A 21897-nucleotide genomic window follows, 5' to 3' on the forward strand; every position below is an offset into this window, starting at 1 on the left:
CTTCAGGGCAGAACATGGGGCCGGGTCGGAACCGCTTGCGCGATCGCCTGCTCCAGTTCTTCCATGTTGAATGGCTTGCACACGATGATCGCCCGCTCCACGCTTTGGGCAATGGCCAGGGTGTTGCCCGTCACATAGACGTGCGGCACAAAGCCTTGCGCGGCCTGGATGCGGCGCATGGCCGAAACGCCACTGCCGCCGTGCAGGCTGCCGTCCACGATCATCAAATCCGGGCGACACAGGCCGGCGGCCTTGACGGTTTCGTTCTCGCTGTGCGCGATGGCGCAAACATCGTGCCCCATCGCGATCAGCAATTCTTCAAGATACATGGCGATCAGCGCGTCGTCTTCGGCGACGACGATCCGCAAGGGCGTGCTCATGTCGCGTCCTCGCCCGCGCCGCCTTCGTTGACCCAGACCGCGATGGAGGCGCCCTGGCCCTCGCGCCGGCGGAGGGATCGGGCGGTCGCTGGCAGCCGTGGCTTGGGCTTGGCAACGAACGTTGCAGCAGCGGCTGGCAAGGCCGGTAACGGTGGCAGGGTCGGCATGACTGAGGTCTCCACACTGCGTGGGTGGCAAGGCAGCGCATTCCTGGGTTGAATCCGACAGCCACCAGGGTGGCTTTCGCTGCCTGCCTAAGCGCGCAAGCGCAGGTCAGGCAGGATCGGAAACTACCCAGCGGGCGCCGCTGGAGCGGTAAAGCCATTATCAATGCGAGGTTTAGGGTGCGCCATGGTAGAAGATGGCCACAAGGGGGCGACAATGACACGACCTGCGCGCGGCAATGCCCCTTTGAGGCCAGGCGGCGGCTCGCCTGGGCCTGGACCAGACCTGGTTTCCACGGGATCGACCGGGACTATTCCGATCATCGCCATCGGCGCCTCCGCCGGCGGGCTCGACGCGCTGTCACGGCTGTTCGATGGACTGCCCGCTGATAGCGGCGCGGCCTATGTGCTGGTGCAGCATCTCGATCCAAGCCACAAAAGCCTGCTTCCAGACCTGCTCTCCGACCGCACCACGATGCCCGTTGCCGAAGCGAGGGAGGGTGAGACGCTTGGCCCCGATCGTGTCTATGTCATTCCGCCCGGCCGCTACCTGTCGGTGCGCGGCGGCGCCTTGAGCCTGTCTCCGGTCGATGCGCAACACGGCGCGCGCCTGCCGTTCGATTTCCTGCTCAAGTCGCTGGCAACCAGTTGTGGGCCACAAACAGTCGCCGTGATTCTGTCTGGCCATGGTGCCGACGGCAGCGGCGGCCTGGCCGCGCTGAAGGCTGCCGGCGGCAAGGCCGTGGCGCAGGATCCCGCAGAAGCGGAATATCCCGGCATGCCGCAAGAGGCGGTTGCCACCGGGCTGGTCGGTGAAGTGGCATCGCTCGCCGGCATGCCGGCGATCCTGGCCCAGCTGGCCAATGCCGCACGGCAACGCGGCGCTGGCGATGCTGCCCCGGCAAGCGGCAGCCCCGGCGCGATCCTCGCCTTTCTCAAAGCGCAGACGGGCCATGATTTCGAGCATTACAAGCCCGGCACCATGGCGCGCCGCATTGCCCGGCGGATGGGGCTGCTCGCCCTGCCGACCGGCGATCTTGATGCCTACCTGGCGTATCTCAAAGCCGACGCGACCGAATGCGATCTGCTGGTCGGCGACTTGCTGATCAACGTCACCAGCTTCTTTCGCGATCCCCAGGTATTCGAAGCGCTGGAAGCCTTGGTGATCCCCGAACTCATCCAGCGCCTGGCACCAGGCTCCCCGCTGCGGGTGTGGGTGGCGGGGTGCAGCACCGGCGAGGAAGCCTATTCCATCGCCATGGCATGCAGCGATGCCATTGCCGCGGCCGGGCGCACCATCAAGCTGCAGATCTTCGCTTCTGATCTCGATCCGGTTGCCGTGGCCATTGCCCGCGAGGGATTTTACGCGGCTGACATTGCCGATACCATGTCGGCCGAACGACTTGCCCGCTATTTCATCCACGAGGAAGCGGGATACCGGGTGGCGCCCAATCTGCGCGCGCCGGTGGTCTTTTCGGTGCAGGACGTGCTGGTCGATCCGCCGTTTTCACGCATCGACCTGATCGCGTGCCGCAACCTGCTGATTTACCTGAACGTCGCGGCACAGGCAAAAGTGATCGCGCTGTTTCATTTCGCCCTGCGCGAAGGGGGCGTGCTGCTGCTCGGCACGTCGGAAACGATCGCCCGCGCCGAAGGCCGGTTCGAGCCGGTGGCCAAGGCGGAATGCTGCTTTCGCCATGTTGCGCAAAGCCGGCCGGGGGAAGCCGGCTTTCCGTTCAGCGTGAGCGAGCGTTTGCCCCTGCTGGCCACCAGTGGGCCCGCGCCCACGGCCCGCCAGGTGAGCCTTGCGGATCTGTCCCGGCGCGCAGTGCTTGCCGCCTATGCGCCGGCCGCCGTACTGGTCAACCGCCGGCACGAATGCCTGTTCACGCTCGGCCCGATCCATCGCTACCTGCGGCTTTCCACCGGCTATGCCACGCTCGACCTGCTGGCCATGGCCGCGCCGGCACTCCGGGGCAAATTGCGCCTGGCTATCGCCCGCGCCGGCAAGGCAGTGCCGAAGGTGGACGGCGGCCGCGCCCGGGCGATGGTCGATGGGGCGGCGGTGTGGTTCCGCATCGAAGTACAGTGCCTGGCCGAGACCGACGAGGAACTGCTGCTGGTCTGCTTCCTCGAAGAACCGATCACCGAGGCCGGTTCGTCAGCCACGCTGCGCCCGGCAGACACCGCCCGCATTGCGGAACTGGAACAGGAGTTGGTGGCAGCCCAGGCGGAATTGCACACCGCGCTGCACGAGCGCGCCGTGGCCGACCAGGAGCAGAAGGCGATCAACGAGGAAGCCCTTTCGGTCAACGAGGAATTCCAGTCCACCAACGAGGAACTGCTCACGTCGAAAGAGGAACTGCAGTCCCTCAACGAGGAACTCACCGCGCTCAACAGCCAGTTGCAGGAAACGCTGGATCGGCAGCGCATGGCCTCGGACGACCTGCAGAACGTGCTCAACAGCACCAACGTGGGCACCATGATCCTCGACGCCGGGCTCAACATCCGCTTTTTCACCCCGGCAATCAGCCCGCTGTTCAACGTGATTGCCAGTGACATCGGCCGCCCCCTGGGCGATCTGCGGCCGATGGCCGACGATCCGGACCTGCTGGTCGATGCCGCGCGTGTTCTTGCCGCCGAAACGGTGATCGAACGCGAAGTGATCACCCAGGACAAGGCCTGGTATCTACGCCGCATCTTTCCCTATCGCGCGCATGACAGCCGCATCGAAGGCGTGGTGATCACCTTTGCCGACATAACCGAGCGCAAGCACAACACCAGCGCGCTCGAAGCCGCCAAGCTGGAAGCGGAGCGCGCCAACGCGGCCAAATCGCGTTTCCTTGCGGCCGCCAGCCACGATCTGCGCCAGCCGATGCAAGCCCTGACCCTGCTCAAGGATTTGCTGAGCCGGTCCACCCAGACCGAGCGCGGGGCCACGCTGCTGGTGCGCTTCGACCAGACGCTGCGCGCGCTTTCGGGCATGCTCGACGTCCTGCTCAACATCAACCAGATCGAAGCGGGCCTCATTCACCCCAAGCGGGCGGTCTTTCCCGTGGCCGACCTGCTCAATCGCCTGCGCAACGAGATGACTGCCCTCGCCCAGGCGCGCAAACTGACGCTGACGATCCTGCCGTGCTCGGCCATGGTCGAAAGCGATCCGCAACTGCTTGAACAGATGGTGCGCAATCTTTTGGGCAACGCCATCAAATATACCCACCAAGGCAAGATCCTGCTGGGGTGCCGGCGTCGCGGCGGGCAATTGCGCATAGAAGTGTGGGATACCGGCATCGGCATCGAGCCCGACCAGTTGCACGCGATCTTCGAAGAGTTTCACCAGGTCGACAACCCCGCGCGCATGCGCAGCCAGGGATTGGGCCTGGGCCTGGCGATCGTCCAGCGGCTGGGCGCTTTGCTGGAGCACGAGGTCGATGTGAAATCGCGGCCGAAAAAGGGCTCGGTCTTTGCCATCAGCGTGCCGCGCGAGGCGCGCGAGGCGCCCGTCGAGCCGCGATCAGCGCCGTCATTGCCCGCCCCCGTGGCCCTCCTGCCCGACGCGGCCTATCACCCGCGCGCGCAAGTCATGATCGTGGAAGACGATACCGATCTGCGTGAGCTGCTCGCCGAAATGCTGCGCTCCGACGGCTTTCTGGTGACCAGCGCAGCCAATGCGGTTGAAGCGCTCGACCTCATCGTAACCGCGGCCGTGCGGCCCGATGTCGTGCTGACCGATTACAATCTGCCCGATGGCGGCAACGGCATCGAACTGCTCGCTGCCCTGCGTGCGCGGCTGGGGGCAGACCTGCCCGCGATCGTGCTGACGGGCGACATATCGGCCAAGGCCATGGCGGACATCGCGGATGCGCATTGCCAGCACCTGAGCAAGCCGGTCGATGCCAAGCAACTGGTGCAACGCATTGCCCGTCTTTGTGCCGGCGCGGCATCGGCCGCACCAGCCATCACGAAGCAGGACGCCAGCTTGGCCGGCGTGACCTATGTGGTGGACGATGATCCACACGTGCGCACCGCGATCCGCGATCTGTTGGCCGGGCATGGCTTGGCCGTGCAGGATTTCGACAGTGCAGAAGCGTTTCTGGCCGCCTACAAGCCGGGCGGTACAGGATGCCTGCTGGTGGACGCGCACCTTCCCGGCATGAGCGGGGTTGCCCTGCTTGCCCAGTTGCGCACCGGCGGAGACCACTTTCCCGTGATCTTCCTGACCGGCGACGGCGATGTGGGCCTTGCTGTGCAAGCCATGCGCGCGGGCGCCTGCGAATTCATCGAAAAGCCGGTCGGCCAGGCCGATCTTCTCGCCAGCATTGCCCGCGCAACCGACCAGTCGCACGACAGCCGCGTGGTCGATGCCGCCCATGCCGACGCGCTCGCCCGCATCGCCAACCTGACGACGCGGCAGAAACTGGTCATGGACATGGTGCTGGCCGGCCATCCAAGCAAGAACATCGCCGCCGACCTTGGCATCAGCCAGCGCACGGTCGAAAATCATCGCGCGGAAATCATGCTGCGCATGAGCGCCAAATCGATTCCTGAATTGGCCCGGATCGTGCTGCTGGCACAGGATTAACACCCAAGTGTTGGCAACGATGGAAAGATTGCCATTGCTGTCTGGGTATATTCCGAGGCTGTGCCCAACCTGAACCAGCACGTAGACATCGGACCGATGCTTGCCATTCGGCACGCTGGTCCTGGGCTGCCCGGTCTTTTTGGGCAGGGCTCGCATCCGGACCGGCTGCCTATCGGCAAACAGCCGATGCCCAACGGGTGGCAGTGACTGCACAAAACAAGCCGTGCCGTCGCCACCAAAGGCCGATCGAGCCGGTGGGCATCTTCAGGAGGATACACCAATGACGCCCTTATCCCGAACATGCGTTGCAAGCGCCGTGGCCCTGGCCACGATCGGCACGCTATCGGCCCCTGTCGCCCAGGCGCGCAGCGCGGCCCAGATCGCCGCGCAGGGCCGGCTAACCCTGGCCCAACTCGAACAGAGCGAGCCCAGGGCGCGGCGCCTTGCGGCACAGGCGCGGGGCATTCTCGTCTTTCCTGCGATCTACAAGGCCGGATTGCTGATCGGCGGGGAAAGCGGCAATGGCGTCTTGTTCGTCAAAGGCCGGCCCACGCGGTACTACAACCTGTCCGGCGGAACCTGGGGCCTGCAGGCGGGTGCCCAGCAATTCAGCTATGTCCTGCTGTTCATGAATGAGTCCGCGCTGCGCTATCTGCACAAGAGCGATGGCTGGGCCGTGGGCACAGGGCCCAGCGTCGTCGTCGTCGACAAGGGCGGCAGCGCCGAAGCCAACAGCACCACCCTGGCCAAGGACGTTTATGCCTTTCCGTTCAACGGCAAGGGCTTGATGGCCGATCTTACCCTTCAGGGCACGAAGATCAGCCCGATCCACCCACGCTGATCGCTGCCGTCGGCACGATCATCCCGCGGTTGCCGCAAGCCGCCTCCTGCCTCCTTATCCCAAGATCGGAAACGTCATGAAAACGCTCCTCATCGCGACAGCGCTGGCGACAAGCGCGCTTGCCACCACAGTCCACGCCCAGGATACCGGCCCCTACGTCACCGTGGAAGGCGGCGCGGTCAAACAGGAACGTGCCAATGTCCAGGGCCCGGCCGGATACGAACACACCGACCGCTTCAAGACGGGCTGGGAAGCCGGTGGTGCGCTCGGCTACGATTTCGGGCATTTCCGCCTGGAGGCCGAAGGTTTCTACAACCGCTCCACGCTGCGCGAGCAGGACCGCCCGACCGGCACGCCGCTGCCCAACGGCACGTATACCAGCGATGATGGCCTGAACGGCCGCACCACCACCGTCGCCGTGATGGGCAACGCCCTGATCGGGCTGGGCCATTGGGGCGGGATCAAGGCTTACGTCGGCGGCGGCGCAGGCTATGCCCGCACTCGGCTGTATGAAGCGCTGCCCAGCGCCGGCCACATCGACGATCACGATCGCGGCTTTGCCTGGCAGGCGCTGGCGGGGCTGACCGTGCCACTGGGGCGCAATGTCGATCTGGGCGTGCGGTACCGCTATTTCCGCCCGGATGGCGCGGATCACTTCACCCACTCCGACGGGACCGACCGCAAGGTGTCGCTGCGCTCGCACGCGCTGCTCGCCACCTTGACGTTCAACCTGGGCGGACGCGCCGCGGCGCCGGAAGAAGCACCTCCCCCGCCCCCGCCCCCGCCACCGCCCCCTGCACCGTTGCCGCCGCCACCGCCGCCTCCGCCGCCCGTGGCCGCCACTTGCAACCACGGCCCGTACATCGTGTTCTTCGATTGGGCCAAGGCCGACATTACGGCCGAAGCGGCCAGCATTCTCGACAATGCCGTGCAGGCCTATGGCAATTGCGGCGGCGTGGCGATCACGCTGGCAGGCTACACCGACAGTTCGGGCTCGGCCCGTTTCAACCTTGGCCTCTCCGAGCGCCGGGCCGAAGCGATCCGCCGCTACCTGTCCAGCCACGCCATTGCCGATAGCGTGATCACCAGCCATGCTTATGGTGAAGCCAACCAGCGGGTGCCCACCGCCGATGGCGTTCGCGAACTGCAAAATCGCCGGGTTGAAATCACGTACGGCCCCGGCGCCGGATACTGATCCTTGGCGCAAAGACATGCGATCGGGCCCCCGCCCGATCGCATGTCTTTGCATCCCGCCCCCGCGCGCTACTCCTTATTCTGCGAGGCACCATGCTTATCCGCGCCGGCTATGATATCGGCTTCCGCTGCGAACAGCCCGTCCCGATGCTGGCGAACCTGAGTGTTCATGCGTCGCGCAACAAGGACTTGCGCAGCGTGCAACGCATCTTCACCACACCTGAAGTGCCGCTCTATGATTATGCCGACGGCTTCGGCAACATCTGCACCCGGCTGACTATGCCGGCCGGCGGGGCAACTTTGTCGTGCGGCTTCGTCATCGAAGACCCTTTCGAGCCCGATCCGGTGGACATTCACGCACAGCAAGCCGCGCTGGTCGACCTGCCCGACGACGTGCTGCTCTATTTGCGCGGCAGCCGCTATTGCGAAACCGATCAGCTGCTGGAAACGGCTTGGCGCCTGTTCGGTCAGTGCCGCCAGGGATGGCCCCTGGTCCAGGCGATCGTCGATCATGTCCACGCCTCCATCCGGTTCGACTATGCGACGGCGCGCCCCACCAAGACGGCATGGGAAGTGTTCCATGAAGGCAGCGGCGTCTGCCGCGATTATGCCCACCTTGCCGTGGCCCTGTGCCGGTGCATGAACATCCCCGCCCGCTATTGCACGGGTTACCTGGGAGACATGGATCTGGCCGAACCTGGCGGGCCGATGGACTTTTCGGCCTGGTTCGAGGTGTGGCTGGGCGGACGCTGGTTCGTGTTCGATGCCCGCCACAACTATCCGCGGCGCGGGCGCGTGCTCATGGCGCGCGGGCGCGACGCTGCCGATGCGGCGCTCACCACCACATTCGGCCCGGTCGAACTGGTCCGGTTCGAAGTCTACACCGACAAGGACATGCTTTCCTGATCGGTGCCCGGGCGCACGGCAGGACGCCCTAGCGCACCAGGCCGGTGGCGCGCAGCGCGCCTTCGACAATCCGTGACAGGCGACGCAGCGGACGCGGTATCACCGGAGCATTCGCGCCGCTGTCCGCCCGTGCTGCTACGGCAGTATCAACCGCGACACTGTCGAGCAGGCCCCAGAAACGGCAGATGTGGCGCGTGGACGAAATCGCCGCCTCCAGCATGTACGGGCCCGGTTCACCGCGTCCCTGCGGCCCCAGCGTTGCCAGCGGCGTGCCATGCCCCATGCCCGTGATGGTATAGGCCTCGATCACCACGCGTCCTGCGCCGTCGCGCCAGCGTTGGCAGGGGTAGCCATCGACCGCCTCGATGGTGCCGCTGGCCAGGTCGATACCATGCAGCGGCGCCCACTGCGCCACGATGGCATCGGCGTTGGACGGGTTCACCGTGGCATCGGCGCTCCCTTGCCAGACGGACACGATCGGCCAAGGGCCACCGTAGTCCGACGCTTCCCGCACCATGGCCGAAAGCGTGTGGGCATCCGGTCCGCCGTGGCCGCGCATGCGCATGATCGCCTGCGACATGGTATCGGCACAGCCGAACGGCAGGCCGGCGATGATCGCGCCGCCGGCAAAGACATCGGGATAGGCCGCCAGCATGGCGCATGCCATGGCGCCCCCGGCCGACAGCCCGGTCACATAGATGCGCGCCGGATCGAGCCCGTGCTGTTCCACCATGGCCGCAATCATCTGTCGGATCGAAAGCGCCTCCCCCGCGTCGCGGCGGCTGTCATCGGGGCGAAACCAGTTGAAGCAGAGGTTGGCATTGTTGAGCCGGCGCTGTTCCGGATAGAGCACGGCAAAGCCCAGTTCTTCGGCGATTTGCGCCCAGGCCGCGCCGCGATCATAGGCACGGGCCGTCTGCTTGCATCCATGCAGCACCACCACAAGCGGCATGCTCCCACCCCGGCGCTGCGGTACGTAACAACGCCCGCCCAGGTTGCCGGGATTGCTGCCAAAGACGCGAAGCGCCGAAAGGGTGGGCCCTGGTTCGGCATCGGTCAAAGCGCGAAGCGTCACCTTGCCGAACGCAGCGCCAAGCTGCGAATGCGGAACATTCAAAACGGCGAACCCTGGCGGGGTAGCACGAAAACGCCCATGATCGATCTCCTGGAAAACGACCTGAACCCGTTCAGATTGCTAAAATCCCTGCAATTCGAACGACTGAGTTATTGCCATGTTCCTCAATTGGATCGGCAAATCCTTGTGAAAAATACCTATTATCTGCATTAAGCCGGTTTATTGCCGGCGCATTCACTTGCCAAATCATCGCCCGCACCATGCCATTTCGGCAGGATCGCGCGCCAGCATTCTCATAAATGCATCGGCGCGCGTTGGCCCGTGCCTGACACCGCCGTTATCCATGCAATCTGACAGCGCCAAGTCAAGGCGCGGACCGAACCTGGCAAGTCGCAGCCGGATTGCATCACGCGGCGTGGTTCGCGCATAGGTGATTTCCGAACCTGCGGCTGGCACAGGTGGATGGCTATCGCCATTGCGGAACGAGGGTCCCTGCCCGATGACACGCCCACGCAACGCAGAACGCCATCTTATTGCCAGGGTCGGTTGGCTGCGCGCGGCGGTGCTCGGTGCCAACGACGGCATATTGTCGACCTCCAGCCTGATCCTTGGCGTCGCCTCGGCCGGGGGCACCCGTGCGAGCACCCTGGTGGCCGCAGCCGCGGCGCTGGTCGCCGGCGCGATGTCGATGGCCGCCGGCGAATATGTCTCGGTCAGTTCCCAGCATGATACCGAGCAGGCCGATCTGGCGCGCGAGCGGCGGGAACTCAAGACGGACATCGTGGGCGAGCAGGAGGAACTGGCGCAGATCTATCGTGCGCGCGGCCTCGACGCGGCGACCGCGCAGATCGTCGCGCGCGAACTGATGGCCAAGGACGCCCTGGACGCGCACGCCCGCGATGAACTGGGGATCACGCCCGCCACCATCGCCCGGCCGATCCAGGCCGCCTTCACATCGGCGGCAACGTTTTCCTTCGGCGCGTCGCTGCCGGTCCTGATCGCCGTGCTGTCCCCAACGGCTATGCTGATCGCGGCGGAAACGATCGGCGCGCTCCTGTTCCTTGCGGTGCTCGGCGCGATCGGCGGCACAGCGGGGGGCGCCAACGTCTGGCGCGCAACGGCTCGCGTCACGTTCTGGGGCGCCGCCGCGCTTGTCGTGACGGCGGCGATAGGGCGCCTGGTGGGAACGGTTGTGTGATGGGCCTGCCATCATAGCCACGGTCAGACCGGGCGATGCGTGCGTGGTGAAACTGCCTGCGCCCTTGCCCCGCCGCTGGCTTGGCGGCTAGCTGTGCCGATGCCAGACCTTGCCCCGGCCGCCACTCCTGCTCCAACCGCATCGGCGAAACAGCGTGCCGCCCGCGCCCGCTGCGATGCGATGATCCACCACGCTCGCGCGCAGATCATGGCGGTGGGCGTCGATCGCTTCAGCGTCAACGAGGTCCTGCGCCTGTCGGGCGGATCGAAAGCCACGCTGGTCAAGTACTTCGGCGATCGCACCGGCCTGATCGCGGCGGCGATCCGCGCCGAGGCCGAAACCACGCTGGCCGCACTGGCACTGGAAAACGCGGAAAGCCGCACGTTGCCGCTGGCCGCCGCGTTGCACCGAATGCTGCTGGGTGTGCTGCGCTTCTACCTGACACCGGGCGCCTTGGCGCTGTACCGGGCGGTGGTCAGCGCAGCTGCGGACAACCCCGCCGGGGCCATCGCATTTTACGAGCAAGGCCACCGCATTATCGCAGGCGCTCTGGCGGCGTTGCTGCACGCGCGGCAGCCCGACGAAGTGCGGCCCGATGTCGACTGCGCCCGTGCGGCCGACATAGCGCTGCATGCGATCCGCGCCGGGCTTTACGAACAAGTCCTCATCGGGCTGGACGTGGCACAAGACGATGCCGCAGTGACCGGCCAGGTCGAGGCCACGGTGGCGCTGTTGCTCCCCGGTCTGGCTGCTGCAAAAAGCGCTTGAAGGCGCCTTCCCTCCATAATATGTACCACCGGTACACATAATTATGGAGAGGGCATCATGCAATTCCTGCGCAAGGCGTGGTACATGGCCGGCTGGGCGGACGAGATCGGCGAAGCGGGCCTCGCGCGGCGTGTCGCCGGTCGGCCGACTTTCCTCTATCGCCTGGCCGACGGCAGCATCGCGGCCCTGCTCGATCGTTGCCCGCATCGCTTCGCGCCGCTGTCCAAAGGCACTCGCGATGGCGACAGGGTGGTCTGCGGCTATCACGGCCTGGCCTTTACGCCCGATGGGCATTGCGCCCACAATCCGTTCGCCGCGCGGATTCCCGCCGGCTCCGATATCCCGGCCTTCGCCGTGGCCGAACGCGACGGCATCGCGTGGGTCTGGGGCGACGAGCCTTCGACGTCCGATCCGGCCCTGATCCCCGATTTCGGCTTCATTCCCGATACTGCCCACAGCCGCACCGTGCGCGGCTACACGCTGATGCAGGCGAACTACGAATACGGCACCGACAACCTGCTCGACCTTTCGCATATCGAGTTCGTCCACAAGGGCACGTTCGCGGGCCAGGGCGTGATCTTCGCCGGCCAGCACAGCGTTACGGTGGAAGCCGATACGCTGCACTCCAACTGGTGGATGCCCGACATCGCCCCACCCTCAGTGGCCTATGGCATTTTCCCGCCCGACGCCAAGGTCGATCATTGGCTGGACATGCGCTGGAACGCCCCGGCTTCCATGCGCCTGCATGTTGGCGTCGCGCCCCACGGTGCCCCGCGCGAGGCGGGGTTCGAAGTTCCCCAGGCCCACATCCTAACCCCCGCCGACGAGCATTCGACGCATTACTTCTGGTCAACCACGCGCTTCAACGATCTCGATGATGCTGGCGTGGATGCCATGCTCAAGGCCCTGTTCGGCGAGGCTTTCGACCTGGAGGACAAGCCGATGATCGAAGCGGCATACGACAACGTTCGGGGCCGCGATTTCTGGCAGGAAAAACCGCTGTCGCTGGGGATCGACCAAGGCGGCACGCGCGCGCGGCGGATCTTGGAAAAGATGCGCGCGCAGGAACGCGCGACTGGTTGAGCCTGCAGGCTTGACCTGTAATGGCATACTCCATATCACGTTATATAACATGATATGGAGTATGCCATGGCCGACGTGATTGCCGATATGGGCCCCGCGTTTCTGGGAAGCCGGCTGAAGCGCCTGGCCGAACGCATGCAGGCCGGCGCGATGAGCGTCATTGCCGAAGCCGACCTGCCGCTCCAGCCCGGGCACATGGCCGTGCTCGCGGCGCTGCGGGGTGGGCCGATGACGGTGGGGCAATTGGCCGATGCCATCGGGATCAGCCAACCCGGCATCACCCGCAGCGTTGGCCAATTGGCCCGGCTGGGCATTCTTCGTGATGCCCATGCGGCCGATCAGCGCACGCGATTGGTGGAATTGACGGAGAATGGGCGGGCCGCTGCAGACCAGGCCGCCGCCGATCTGTGGCCTCGGATCGGCATGGCCGCCGAAGAACTGCTGGCCGGCCTTTCCGGCCCGTTCCTGGCCCAGATCGCCGCGATCGAACGCGCCCTCGACCAGGCATCGATCGCCGATCGCGCGGCGCGCGCGCAGCCTGGCGGCCTGACAATTCGCGAGTTCGACGACAGTCTTGCCCGCGACTTCCACGATATCAACGCCCAGTGGATTTCCGCCATGTTCGCGCTGGAAGCGACGGATATCGACGTGCTGGAAAACCCGCGTGCGCGGATCATCGAACCGGGCGGCACGATCTTGTTCGTCGAGGCGCCGGGCCTGGGCGTGGTCGGCACATGCGCCCTGCAGAAGACCGGGGCGACAAGCTTCGAACTGACCAAGATGGGCGTGCGCGAAAGTGCCCGCGGCCTCAAGGCCGGGGAATTCCTGCTGGCCGCAATGATTGCGCGTGCCCGCGCGATGGGCGCAGACCCGCTCTACCTGCTCACCAACCGCAAGTGCGCCGCTGCCATCCATCTCTACGAAAAGCTTGGCTTTGCCCACGATGAGGCAATCATGGCGCAATATGGCGCGCGCTATCAGCGGTGCGATGTCGCCATGCGCTACGCCGGCTGATAGTCTTGGCGTGGATCATCGCGGCAATGCTTGAGGAGGCAGAACACGTGAAAGCAACGGACAGGCAGCTACGCGGTTCGTGCCTGTGCGGCGAGGTGTCGTACCAGGTCCTCGATGCGTTCGAATATTCGCTCTACTGCCACTGCTCCAACTGTCGCCGGACCACCGGGGCGGCTTCGAAACCCTTTGCGGGCATCGGGTCGGAACATCTCACCATCGTGCATGGCGAAGCGCATATCCGCCGCTATGGCCAAGCACGCACCCACAACGCGCTATGCCAGCGTTGCGGGTCCTTGCTCTACTCCCTGGTACGCGACGGTCGCTATGTGCACGTCACGCTGGGAACCTTGATCGATACGCCATCCATCGCGCCCACCGCGCATATATTCGTCGGCTCCAAGGCCGCGTGGGATATCATCAACGACGGCCTGCCCCAATTCGCGGAATTCCCTTGAGGATTGCCGATCAGGTCCAGATCCTGGCGCACCCCCCGATGCACCAGGACCTGGGTCTGGTTACAGGCCAGGGTCAGGGAAACGTAAGCGTCACCTGATCCAGCGTGCCTGAATAGGGTTGCCGCGCCGCCGGCTCCTTGCTGACTTGCGAATTGCGATCCACCCCGAAATCGAGCGTTTCGGAAAAGGCCGCGGCGTGGGTCGGGTAATAGGCAACATTGCCTTGGGCAACGACCTGGCCATTGACGAGCAGCCGGATCGTACCGCCGCCCACCTTGGGCAGCAGCGCGCCCAGCCCTCCTGCGCCCCCGGCAACCGGCGCGGGTTCGAAGGCAAAGCCAACTTTCACCGGGCCAGCCGGCAAGGGCGAAGGCGCCACGATCACCTCGTGGGTCTGGTTGTAGGCATTGTTCTCGAACGCGAGCCGCCCGTCACGCTCATAGAGGACATAGCCGCCCAGACGCCCACCTTGCGCGATCAGCACGCCCGTGCCAGCCGCAGCATTGCTGCTGATCGCCACTTCGAAACGATGCGCCCGCGCCACCAGTTGCGGTTGCGCCGACGGCGGCAGCCCGCCGGTTCCGGCCCGCCAGGTAAAGGCCTTTTGCCGCGGATCGACCAGCGTGGGCGCGCCCAGCGGCAGCGGGATCAGCGGGAACACCCCGTTGCGCGTGCCTTCCTTGACGAATTCGGCCTTCAGTTCCGCCAGCTTGGCCGGATTCTTGGCCGCAAGATCGTCGCTTTCGGAAAAGTCCTTGGCCACGTTGTACAATTCCCAGCGATCCTGGTCGGTGGTGTCGGCATAGATCTTGCCAACGTCCTTGAGCAGATCCCACGGATTGTACGGGCGCTTGGCCGCCGCCACCCAGCCATCCTTGTAAATAGCGCGATTGCCGAAGATCTCGAAATACTGTTCGGTGTGCGCGTCGGGAGCGGCAGGATTGGTGAAGGTGGGCACCAGGCTCTTGCCCTCGAACGGCAGCTGCGGCACGCCATCGACTTGCGCCGGAAGGGTGATCCCGGCAGCGTCAAGCACCGTCGGGGCAATGTCGTTGACGTGGCCGAACTGGCTGCGCACCACGCCGCTTTGCGCGGTGTGGCCCGGCCAATCGATGATCAGCGGGTTGCGCGTGCCGCCAAAATGGCTGGCAACCTGCTTCATCCACTGGAACGGCGTGGTCGTCGCCCAGGCCCAGCCCGCGGCATAGTGGTTGGCCAGTTCGGGGCCACCCAACTGGTCGATGTGCGCCAGCTCGGTCGCCACATCGTTGGGCGCGCCGGCGCCCTTGGCGGCTTCGTTGGTGATCGTCCCTTCGAGGTCGCCTTCGGCGCTGCCGCCATTGTCGCCCACGATGTAGACGACCATCAGGTTGTCGCCACCCGGCCGCTGGCGCAACTGGTCCACCAACCGGCCCACTTCCGCGTCGGTCTGTTCCAGGAACGCGGCATAGACTTCCATCTGGTGGGCGTAGAGCTTCTTCTCGTCGGCCGAGAGGCTATTCCAAGCCGGCAGCCCAGCCGGCCGGGGGGTGAGCTTGGCATCGGCAGGAATGATGCCCAGCTTCTTCTGCCGGGCAAACGCCTGCTCGCGATAGGCATCCCAGCCAGCGTCAAAGCGGCCCTTGTTGCGCGCAATCCATTCCTGCGGAACGTGATGCGGCATGTGCACCGCCCCTGGCGCAAGGTAGAGGAACCACGGCTTGCCGGGCACGACGGCGTTGTGGTTATCGACCCAGCCCAGCGCCTTGTTCACCAGGTCGGTGGTGAAATGATAGCCGGTTTCGGGCGTGCCGGGCAGCGGCACGGGCGTGGTGTCGTTATAGAGCGAAGGCTCCCACTGGTTATCATCGCCGGCCATGAAGCCATAGAAGTGGTCGAAGCCCAGGCCGGTGGGCCAATGGTTGAACGGACCGGCCGCGCTCACTTCCCAACGCGGCGTGTTGTGCCACTTGCCGAATGCGGCGGTGGAATAGCCGTTGAGCTGGAGAATACGCGGCAGGCTGGCGGTTTCCTGCTTCCAGATCGAATTGTATGCGGGGAAGCCGGCGGCGATGTCCGCCAGGTTGCCAAAGCCCACCTGGTGATGGTTGCGCCCGGTCAGCAGCGCGGCGCGCGTGGGCGAGCAGATGCCCGTGGTGTGGAAGCGGTTGTAGCGCACCCCTTCGGATGCCAGGCGATCGAGATTGGGCGTCGGCGCACCGCCGCCAAAGGTGGAAGACGCGGCAAAGCCGGCGTCGTCGATCAGCACGAGCAGCACGTTGGGCGCCGCCTTGGGGGCCTGCGCCTGATGCGGGAACGCCGGTTGCGAGGTGGCGCGCGTGGCGCCGATCTTGCCGGTAAAATCCTCACCCGCCGGCACACGCTGCGCCATGGCAGAGGCGGGCAAGGCCGTGCCGGCCAGCAGCAGGGCTGCCTGGGCCAGTGCGCGGCGCAGGGCCGGCTGGGCAGGGTTCAGGGGATGGCGTATGGTCGTCATGGGTCCGTTTCTCGGGCTGGGCGGCGCTGGCTGGCGCGGCCCGGTGACAGGGAAACGGCCCTGACGTGGTCGCCTCGGGCCGGGTTTGGTAAAAGGATCAGTGCCGATCAGGCCGGCAAAGGTTGCTCCAGGCGGGCGATCGCCGCCGGATCGCGGCCTTGCCGCACCAGCGTGGCAAGCGTTGCCATCCACGGCGAAACCGCGCTGAAATAGTGGGTATAGCCCTCGCAGAGGTAGTTCAGCCCCGCCTCGCCATCCACGCTCGTGGCAAAGCGATGCTTGGGGCAGCCGCCCCAGCACGCCGCCAGATGCGGGCAGCGGCGGCATTGGGCCGGCAGCGTTTCGTGCTTGGCCCGGCCGAATGCCTGCGCGGCCGAGGAATCGACCATCGCCGCAAGGCTGTCCTGGCGCAGATCGCCCAGGCGATATTCCGGATAGGCGAAGTGATCGCAATTGTAGACGGCGCCATCGTGCTCCACGATCAGCGCACGGCCGCATTCGCGCTGGTGATGGCAAACGCCGCCAGGCACGCCCATGTGATCGGCCAGGGTCCATTCGAAATTCATCACGAAGACCTCGCCCACGTCGTGGCGGCGCCATTCTTCGAACACCGTTGCCAGGAAGCGGCCCCAGGCCTGCGGCCGCACCGAGAAATCGGCCACCGGCGCATCGCCGGCCTCGCCCGGACCGTTGAGATCGAACCCGCGCGCCTTGTCGGCCGCGCCGGCCAGTCGCTCCACCACCGGGGTGAACTGGATGAAGCGGGCGCCGATCCCGCGCAGATAGCGATAGACCTCCAGCGGCTGGTCACCGCTATGAGAATCCACGCAGGCGAGGATATTGACCTCTGCCCCTGCCGCCGCGAGCAGGCGCCAGGCGGCCATGACCTTGTCATGGCTGGGCTGGCCATTGGCGTAACGCCGGGTGCGATCGTGGATGTGCGCCGGACCATCGAGGCTCAGCCCCACAAGGAAGCGGTGCTCCGCCAGGAACTGCGCCCACTGTGCATCGATCAGCGTGCCGTTGGTCTGGAAGCTGTTCTCGATCGCCCGGCCGGCGCCATAGCGCGCCTGAAGCGCCACCGCCTGGCGATAGAAATCAAGGCCGAGCAACGTCGGCTCACCCCCCTGCCAGGTGAACTGCACCGCATGGCCGGGCGGGGTTGCGGCGATCGTCTGCCGCACATAGGCGTCGAGCACCTGGCCCGACATGCGCCGCGTGCCCTTGCGATCGAACAGGGCCTCCTTGTCGAGATAGAAGCAATATGTGCAATCGAGATTGCACGCCGGGCCACTCGGCTTGGCCATGAGGTGGAACCCATCGGCCGCCGCGCCCAAACGCTCTGCGCTGTTCATGCTGCCCCCATCGTTCGCCCCATGATCTCTACCTATTCAGTCGAGATTACAGGTCAAGACAGGCGATCCACGTGCGGCACAAGCAAATCTTTGGCCTCGCTTGCCGCCAAGGGCCGTGCTGGGCCACCAGCGATGCCTTGCAGGCGGCGCAGGAAATCGCGGCGGCTGGGCGCGTCGAGATAGAACATATGCCCAGCGCCGTAGCGGAGGATGGTTATCTGGCCCGGTGGCAGCGCCAGGCGCGCCGCCAGTGCGCGATCGGCGCCATAGCCGCCGACGCTATCGAACACACCGCTGGCCAGCAGCAGGCGCGCGCCCGATTGGCGCAACACGGTGCGCAGGCGATCGGCCAGGGCAAAGCCGCGCCCGGCCAATGCCGCATCGCGCTGCCAGGTGCGGCGGACCGCCGGATCATAGAGCACATAGGCGCTGCCATCGACGGGAGAGCGCGCCAGCCCGAGGAGGCGGGCGTTGTACCGCGCCATGGCATCCCCCAGTGCGGCAAGGTAGGGCACAAGCGACGGATCGCGCCAGCCGCGTGGATCGTCGAGCCGCGCCGCGCGGCGGCTGTCATAGAGGCCCAAGGCCATGCCCTGCGCGTGCAGCATGGCCAGGCGGGCCTGCTGCCGGTCCACCGCCATGCCGCCGGTGGCGAGCGTCGTGCGATCCAGGCCGGTCACGGCGGCCAGATCGGCAGCGAGGCGTTCGGTGGAACGCGCGGCCGCCCGGTCGCCGTGGCGCAGATGGACCAGATAGGCGCCCTCGCCCAGCCGCGCGGCCGCGTCGGCACAAGCCAGCGGATCGCGCGCCGTGCCGCGCGCCCGGCCGTAATGGCAGGCGGTTGCCGCCACCGTCGGCAGGCCCATGGCCATGGCCAGCGCCGGATCGGTAGCGCGCAGATCGGTTTCATTGAGCACGGTTTGCGACAGCATGGCGATGCCGGCCAGCCGTACGCCAGTCGCCTGGCGCTGCCAGGCCTCGGCCACGGCAACCGCCCGCTCCGCCCCGAAACTTTCGCCCATCAACACCACCGGCGCGCCCAGGCGGCCATGGCGCGCCAGCCAAATCGCCACGGCGCGCGCCAGATAGTCGCCATCGGCCTGCCAGCCCCGCACGCGCGAAGGTTGCACGCCGGGCGCACGCCGGCTGAAGCCTGTATCGAGTGGATCGACGAACAACACGTCGGCATGGGCCGCAAGGCTTTCGACCGGCGCCGCCAACATGGGGGCGCGCGGCACGGCCGCATCGGCCCGCGTGGGCAGCACCACCTGCAGCGGGCCAAGCAGGCCCAGTTGCAGCCATCCCGACGAAGCACCCGGCCCGCCATTGAACACGACCAGGACCGGGCGAGAGTGACCCGGTGGCGAGGGGGCCATCAGCGCCGAAACCACCAGCGTGCCCAGCGGCCGGCCACGATCGTCGCGCGCCGGAATGGTTTCCCAGGCCAGGCGCACGCCTGCCACCGGATGTTCAAGGCCCGGCAGGCTGCCCCCCAGCAGCGTGAGCAATGCGATCAGCAGCGGCAGGCGGCCCAGCACCCTGGCCGGCCTAGTACCGCTGCGTGCCCCGTCAGAGCGGGAAACCGAACGAAAGGCCAACCGACGTTTCCCCCAGCCTGACATCGGCCTCACCCCCGCCAAAGTTGGCCGGGATCGAATTGACGCCGCGCACCGTCTGCGATGGCGCATGCATCGCAAAGACAGTGATTTCCGGCCCTGACGCAGGCGCCCAGGTGGCGCCCAGCGTGAAATGATCGCGCACCACGCCGGGCGCGAGGATGTTGAGCAGCGTTTCCGACGCGGGCACGGGATTGCCCGAGCGTCCATAGCCGGCCCGCCAGGCCAAATGCGGGCTGCTGCGATAGGTCAGCCCCAGTTTGACCACCGAAATGCTGCGCCAGCCAAAGCCGGGGCCATCGGTGCTGCCAAACGGCTGGCCGGCAAACAGGCGCGCCAGCGGATTGCCGACCGAGGCCACCCCGCCATATTCGATCCGCTTGAAATCGGCCGCCAGCGTGAACGCGGGCACGGGTTCCACCGCCAGGCCAAATCCCCAGGAGGCCGGCACAGCAAAGCCGCCCTGCCCGGCAAACAGGCCGGCATATTTGTCGAAACGGCCGGGCACGATCTTGGACTGGTAAAAGGCACCGGCGCGCACCGCGTGTCCGAAATGGCCCAGCCAGCCAACCCGCACGCCAAGACCGGCCGCCCAATCGGTGCCCCGATCGGTGAAATGACCCGGATCGGCCGAGGCGGTGGCAAAAGGCTGGATACCCGTGGCGCGAAACGTCTGGATCACGATGACCGGGGAAACCCCCAGCGATTGCCCGGCTCCCACCCTGACCGCCAGCGTGGGCGAAACGAAGATCTGCTTGAGATCCACCCCGGCAGACCCGCTTGCGCCAAAGGCAGCGAAGGGATTGCGCTTGTACGTGGTGTTCATCCCGCCATTGCCGTTGATCGCCAGGGCCAGCGACACCGTGCCCGAAAGCGGGCGCACATAGCCCAGTTCGGGCAACACAAAGGGATTGGCGCCATTGCCGCTGTAGGTGCCGTCAAGCCCTGCGCCATTGCCATGGATCCTAGCGCCCCGATCGGGCACGAACAGTTCCACCCCGGCATCGGCCCTTGCACCGATCGCGGTGGCCGAAGCGGGATTGGCCGCAATCGCCAGGCTGTCTTGCGGATCGGCGATTTCCGCCCCACCGGCGCCCTTGGCCTTGGCACCCACGCCGTTGAGAAAATAGCCATCGGTGGCATGGGCCATGCCGCCCACGGCAAAACCCGCTGCACAGCCGGCAACCGTCAAAACCCTGTGAATCCTGAAACGCATGAGCCCCCCTGCCCGATTTGCAAGTCACGTGATGGGCAACGCATCCAGCGCAGGGTAGCGGAACCGGCATGAACCCATGCCTGCATTGTCTATCTTAAAAGTAGATAAAGCGCGCAAGAGCGGGCTGGGCCATGCGCGCCAAGAAAATCCATGGGGTGGTCAAGCACGAGTTGCCGCGCGACCGTTGAAAAACTCTCATGACGCACATGGTTGAAATGGGGCGCCTGCCAGCACACTTTGCCGGGCATGACAGCAAGCCGGCAGCTTCACCTTGGCGCGTTCATGCGCCCGATCTCCATCCACACGGGCGCCTGGCGCTATCCCGGCGCAGCGCCGGATGCCAATTTCAACTTGGGGCTTCAGGTGGAACTGGTACGCCGCCTTGAGGCTGCCAAGTTCGACGCGTTCTTCATGGCCGATCACCTGGCCGTGCTCAACATGCCGATCGATGCGCTCAAGCGCAGCCACACGGCCACGTCGTTCGAGCCATTTACCCTGCTTTCGGCCCTGGCCATGGCGACGCAGCGCATCGGCCTGGTTGCCACCGCGTCGACCACGTATGACGAACCGTTCCATGTCGCCCGGCGCTTTGCCTCGCTCGATCACATTTCGGGCGGCCGCGCCGGCTGGAACATCGTGACTACCGGCAATCCGGAAACCGCGGCAAATTTCGGGCAGGACGATCACCTGGAACACGCCACGCGCTATGCCCGCGCGCGCGAGTTCCACCAGGTGGTCACCGGCTTGTGGGACAGTTGGGCCGACGATGCCTTTTTGCGCGACGTGGAGAGCGGGGTGTTCTTCGATCCGGCAAAGGTCCACACCCTGGACCACGCGGGCGAGTTCCTGCGCGTAAAGGGCCCGCTCAACATTGCGCGCCCGGTCCAGGGCTGGCCGGTCATCGTCCAGGCGGGCGCTTCGGAAGCGGGCCGTCAACTGGCCGCCGAAACCGCCGAAGTGATTTTTGGCGCGGCCGACAGCCTGGCCAACGGCCAAGCGTTCTATGCCGACGTGAAGGGCCGCATGGCCACGCTCGGCCGCGATCCCGACAGCCTCAAGATCCTGCCGGCCGCTTTCGTGGTCGTGGGCGAAAGCGAAGCCGAAGCGCAGGACAAGCGCGCCCTGCTCGACAGCCTGGTGCATTACGACAGCGGCATCCGCTCGCTGTCGATCATGCTGGGGCACGATGTTTCCGGTTTCGATCCCGATGGTCCGCTGCCCGACATTCCCGAAACCAACGCCAGCAAATCCGGGCGCGAGCGCACCATTGCGCTGGCCCGCCGCGAAAACCTCACGATCCGCCAGCTTGCCGCGCGCGCGGGCAGCTATGCCGGGCTGGCCTTTGTCGGCACACCGCGTACAATCGCCGATGAAATGCAACAATGGCTGGAAGAGCGCGGCTCGGACGGCTTCAACGTGATGTTCCCGTTCGTGCCCCAGGGCCTGTTCGACTTCACCGACAAGGTCGTGCCCGAATTGCAGCGCCGCGGCGTGTTTCGCCACGACTATACCGGCACAACCTTGCGCGATCACCTGGGCCTGGCGCGGCCCGCCAACCGCTTTTTCGCCTAATC

The 21897-nt window shown here is 65.9% G+C and carries 17 protein-coding genes; 11 read left to right on the plus strand and 6 right to left on the minus strand.

The features are described 5' to 3' along the window. Window positions 1-2: 2 nt before the first annotated feature. Window positions 3-380, minus strand: a complete 378-nt coding sequence (locus FHW94_RS07990) for a response regulator (RefSeq protein WP_168555113.1) — start codon at window positions 378-380, stop codon at window positions 3-5. Window positions 381-761: 381 nt separating this feature from the next. Here FHW94_RS07990 and FHW94_RS07995 point away from each other — a divergent pair, with 381 nt between their 5' ends. The 4 genes from FHW94_RS07995 to FHW94_RS08010 all read left to right on the plus strand — a co-directional run bounded on the left by FHW94_RS07995 (window position 762) and on the right by FHW94_RS08010 (window position 8067). Further along, window positions 762-5126, plus strand: a complete 4365-nt coding sequence (locus FHW94_RS07995; RefSeq protein ID WP_168555114.1) for a chemotaxis protein CheB — start codon at window positions 762-764, stop codon at window positions 5124-5126. A 316-nt stretch (window positions 5127-5442) separates the two neighbouring features. Next, entirely contained in the window at window positions 5443-5967 is a 525-nt protein-coding gene (locus FHW94_RS08000) for a lipid-binding SYLF domain-containing protein (RefSeq protein ID WP_168555115.1), read from the plus strand. Between the two features lie 76 nt (window positions 5968-6043). After that, a complete protein-coding gene (locus tag FHW94_RS08005) occupies window positions 6044-7162 on the plus strand; it encodes an OmpA family protein (RefSeq protein WP_168555116.1) in 1119 nt (372 codons plus the stop codon). Between the two features lie 92 nt (window positions 7163-7254). Further along, window positions 7255-8067: a transglutaminase family protein gene (locus tag FHW94_RS08010; protein ID WP_168555117.1), complete on the plus strand. Its 813-nt coding sequence runs from the start codon at window positions 7255-7257 to the stop codon at window positions 8065-8067. Window positions 8068-8095: 28 nt separating this feature from the next. Here FHW94_RS08010 and FHW94_RS08015 read toward each other — a convergent pair whose 3' ends face one another. After that, on the minus strand, window positions 8096-9019 hold the full coding sequence (locus FHW94_RS08015; protein ID WP_210425476.1) for a PHB depolymerase family esterase: 924 nt from the start codon (window positions 9017-9019) through the stop codon (window positions 8096-8098). Here FHW94_RS08015 and FHW94_RS23010 point away from each other — a divergent pair. The 6 genes from FHW94_RS23010 (at window position 8996) to FHW94_RS08040 (ending at window position 13660) form a co-directional block, all read left to right on the plus strand. Then, entirely contained in the window at window positions 8996-9355 is a 360-nt protein-coding gene (locus FHW94_RS23010) for a hypothetical protein (protein WP_210425477.1), read from the plus strand. The genes FHW94_RS08015 and FHW94_RS23010 overlap by 24 nt on opposite strands. A gap of 286 nt (window positions 9356-9641) precedes the next feature. Next, window positions 9642-10340 (plus strand): VIT family protein, encoded by a 699-nt coding sequence (locus FHW94_RS08020; RefSeq protein ID WP_168555119.1) that lies wholly within the window; start codon window positions 9642-9644, stop codon window positions 10338-10340. Window positions 10341-10520: 180 nt separating this feature from the next. After that, entirely contained in the window at window positions 10521-11108 is a 588-nt protein-coding gene (locus tag FHW94_RS08025; RefSeq protein ID WP_168555120.1) for a TetR/AcrR family transcriptional regulator C-terminal domain-containing protein, read from the plus strand. 57 nt (window positions 11109-11165) lie between these two features. Continuing rightward, the gene (locus FHW94_RS08030) at window positions 11166-12191 is read left to right on the plus strand and encodes an aromatic ring-hydroxylating dioxygenase subunit alpha (RefSeq protein ID WP_168555121.1); all 1026 of its coding nucleotides are present in this window, start codon (window positions 11166-11168) and stop codon (window positions 12189-12191) included. Window positions 12192-12257: 66 nt separating this feature from the next. After that, a complete protein-coding gene (locus FHW94_RS08035) occupies window positions 12258-13205 on the plus strand; it encodes a bifunctional helix-turn-helix transcriptional regulator/GNAT family N-acetyltransferase (RefSeq protein ID WP_168555122.1) in 948 nt (315 codons plus the stop codon). A gap of 5 nt (window positions 13206-13210) precedes the next feature. After that, a complete protein-coding gene (locus FHW94_RS08040; RefSeq protein ID WP_210425478.1) occupies window positions 13211-13660 on the plus strand; it encodes a GFA family protein in 450 nt (149 codons plus the stop codon). A gap of 73 nt (window positions 13661-13733) precedes the next feature. Here FHW94_RS08040 and FHW94_RS08045 read toward each other — a convergent pair whose 3' ends face one another. The 4 genes from FHW94_RS08045 to FHW94_RS08060 form a co-directional block, all read right to left on the minus strand. Further along, the gene (locus FHW94_RS08045; RefSeq protein ID WP_168555123.1) at window positions 13734-16136 is read right to left on the minus strand and encodes an arylsulfatase; all 2403 of its coding nucleotides are present in this window, start codon (window positions 16134-16136) and stop codon (window positions 13734-13736) included. Window positions 16137-16243: 107 nt separating this feature from the next. Further along, the gene (locus FHW94_RS08050) at window positions 16244-17491 is read right to left on the minus strand and encodes an anaerobic sulfatase maturase (protein WP_210425479.1); all 1248 of its coding nucleotides are present in this window, start codon (window positions 17489-17491) and stop codon (window positions 16244-16246) included. Between the two features lie 53 nt (window positions 17492-17544). Next, window positions 17545-19029, minus strand: coding sequence for a hypothetical protein (locus FHW94_RS08055; RefSeq protein ID WP_168555124.1), 1485 nt, complete (start codon window positions 19027-19029; stop codon window positions 17545-17547). A 31-nt stretch (window positions 19030-19060) separates the two neighbouring features. Beyond that, the gene (locus FHW94_RS08060; protein WP_168555125.1) at window positions 19061-20323 is read right to left on the minus strand and encodes an outer membrane protein transport protein; all 1263 of its coding nucleotides are present in this window, start codon (window positions 20321-20323) and stop codon (window positions 19061-19063) included. A gap of 246 nt (window positions 20324-20569) precedes the next feature. On the opposite strand from FHW94_RS08060, the gene FHW94_RS08065 reads away from it, so the two are divergent. Continuing rightward, a complete protein-coding gene (locus FHW94_RS08065) occupies window positions 20570-21895 on the plus strand; it encodes an LLM class flavin-dependent oxidoreductase (RefSeq protein ID WP_168555126.1) in 1326 nt (441 codons plus the stop codon). Window positions 21896-21897: the final 2 nt, after the last annotated feature.

Source organism: Novosphingobium sp. SG720, from assembly GCF_012275365.1.
Classification (GTDB): Bacteria; Pseudomonadota; Alphaproteobacteria; order Sphingomonadales; family Sphingomonadaceae; genus Novosphingobium; species Novosphingobium rhizosphaerae.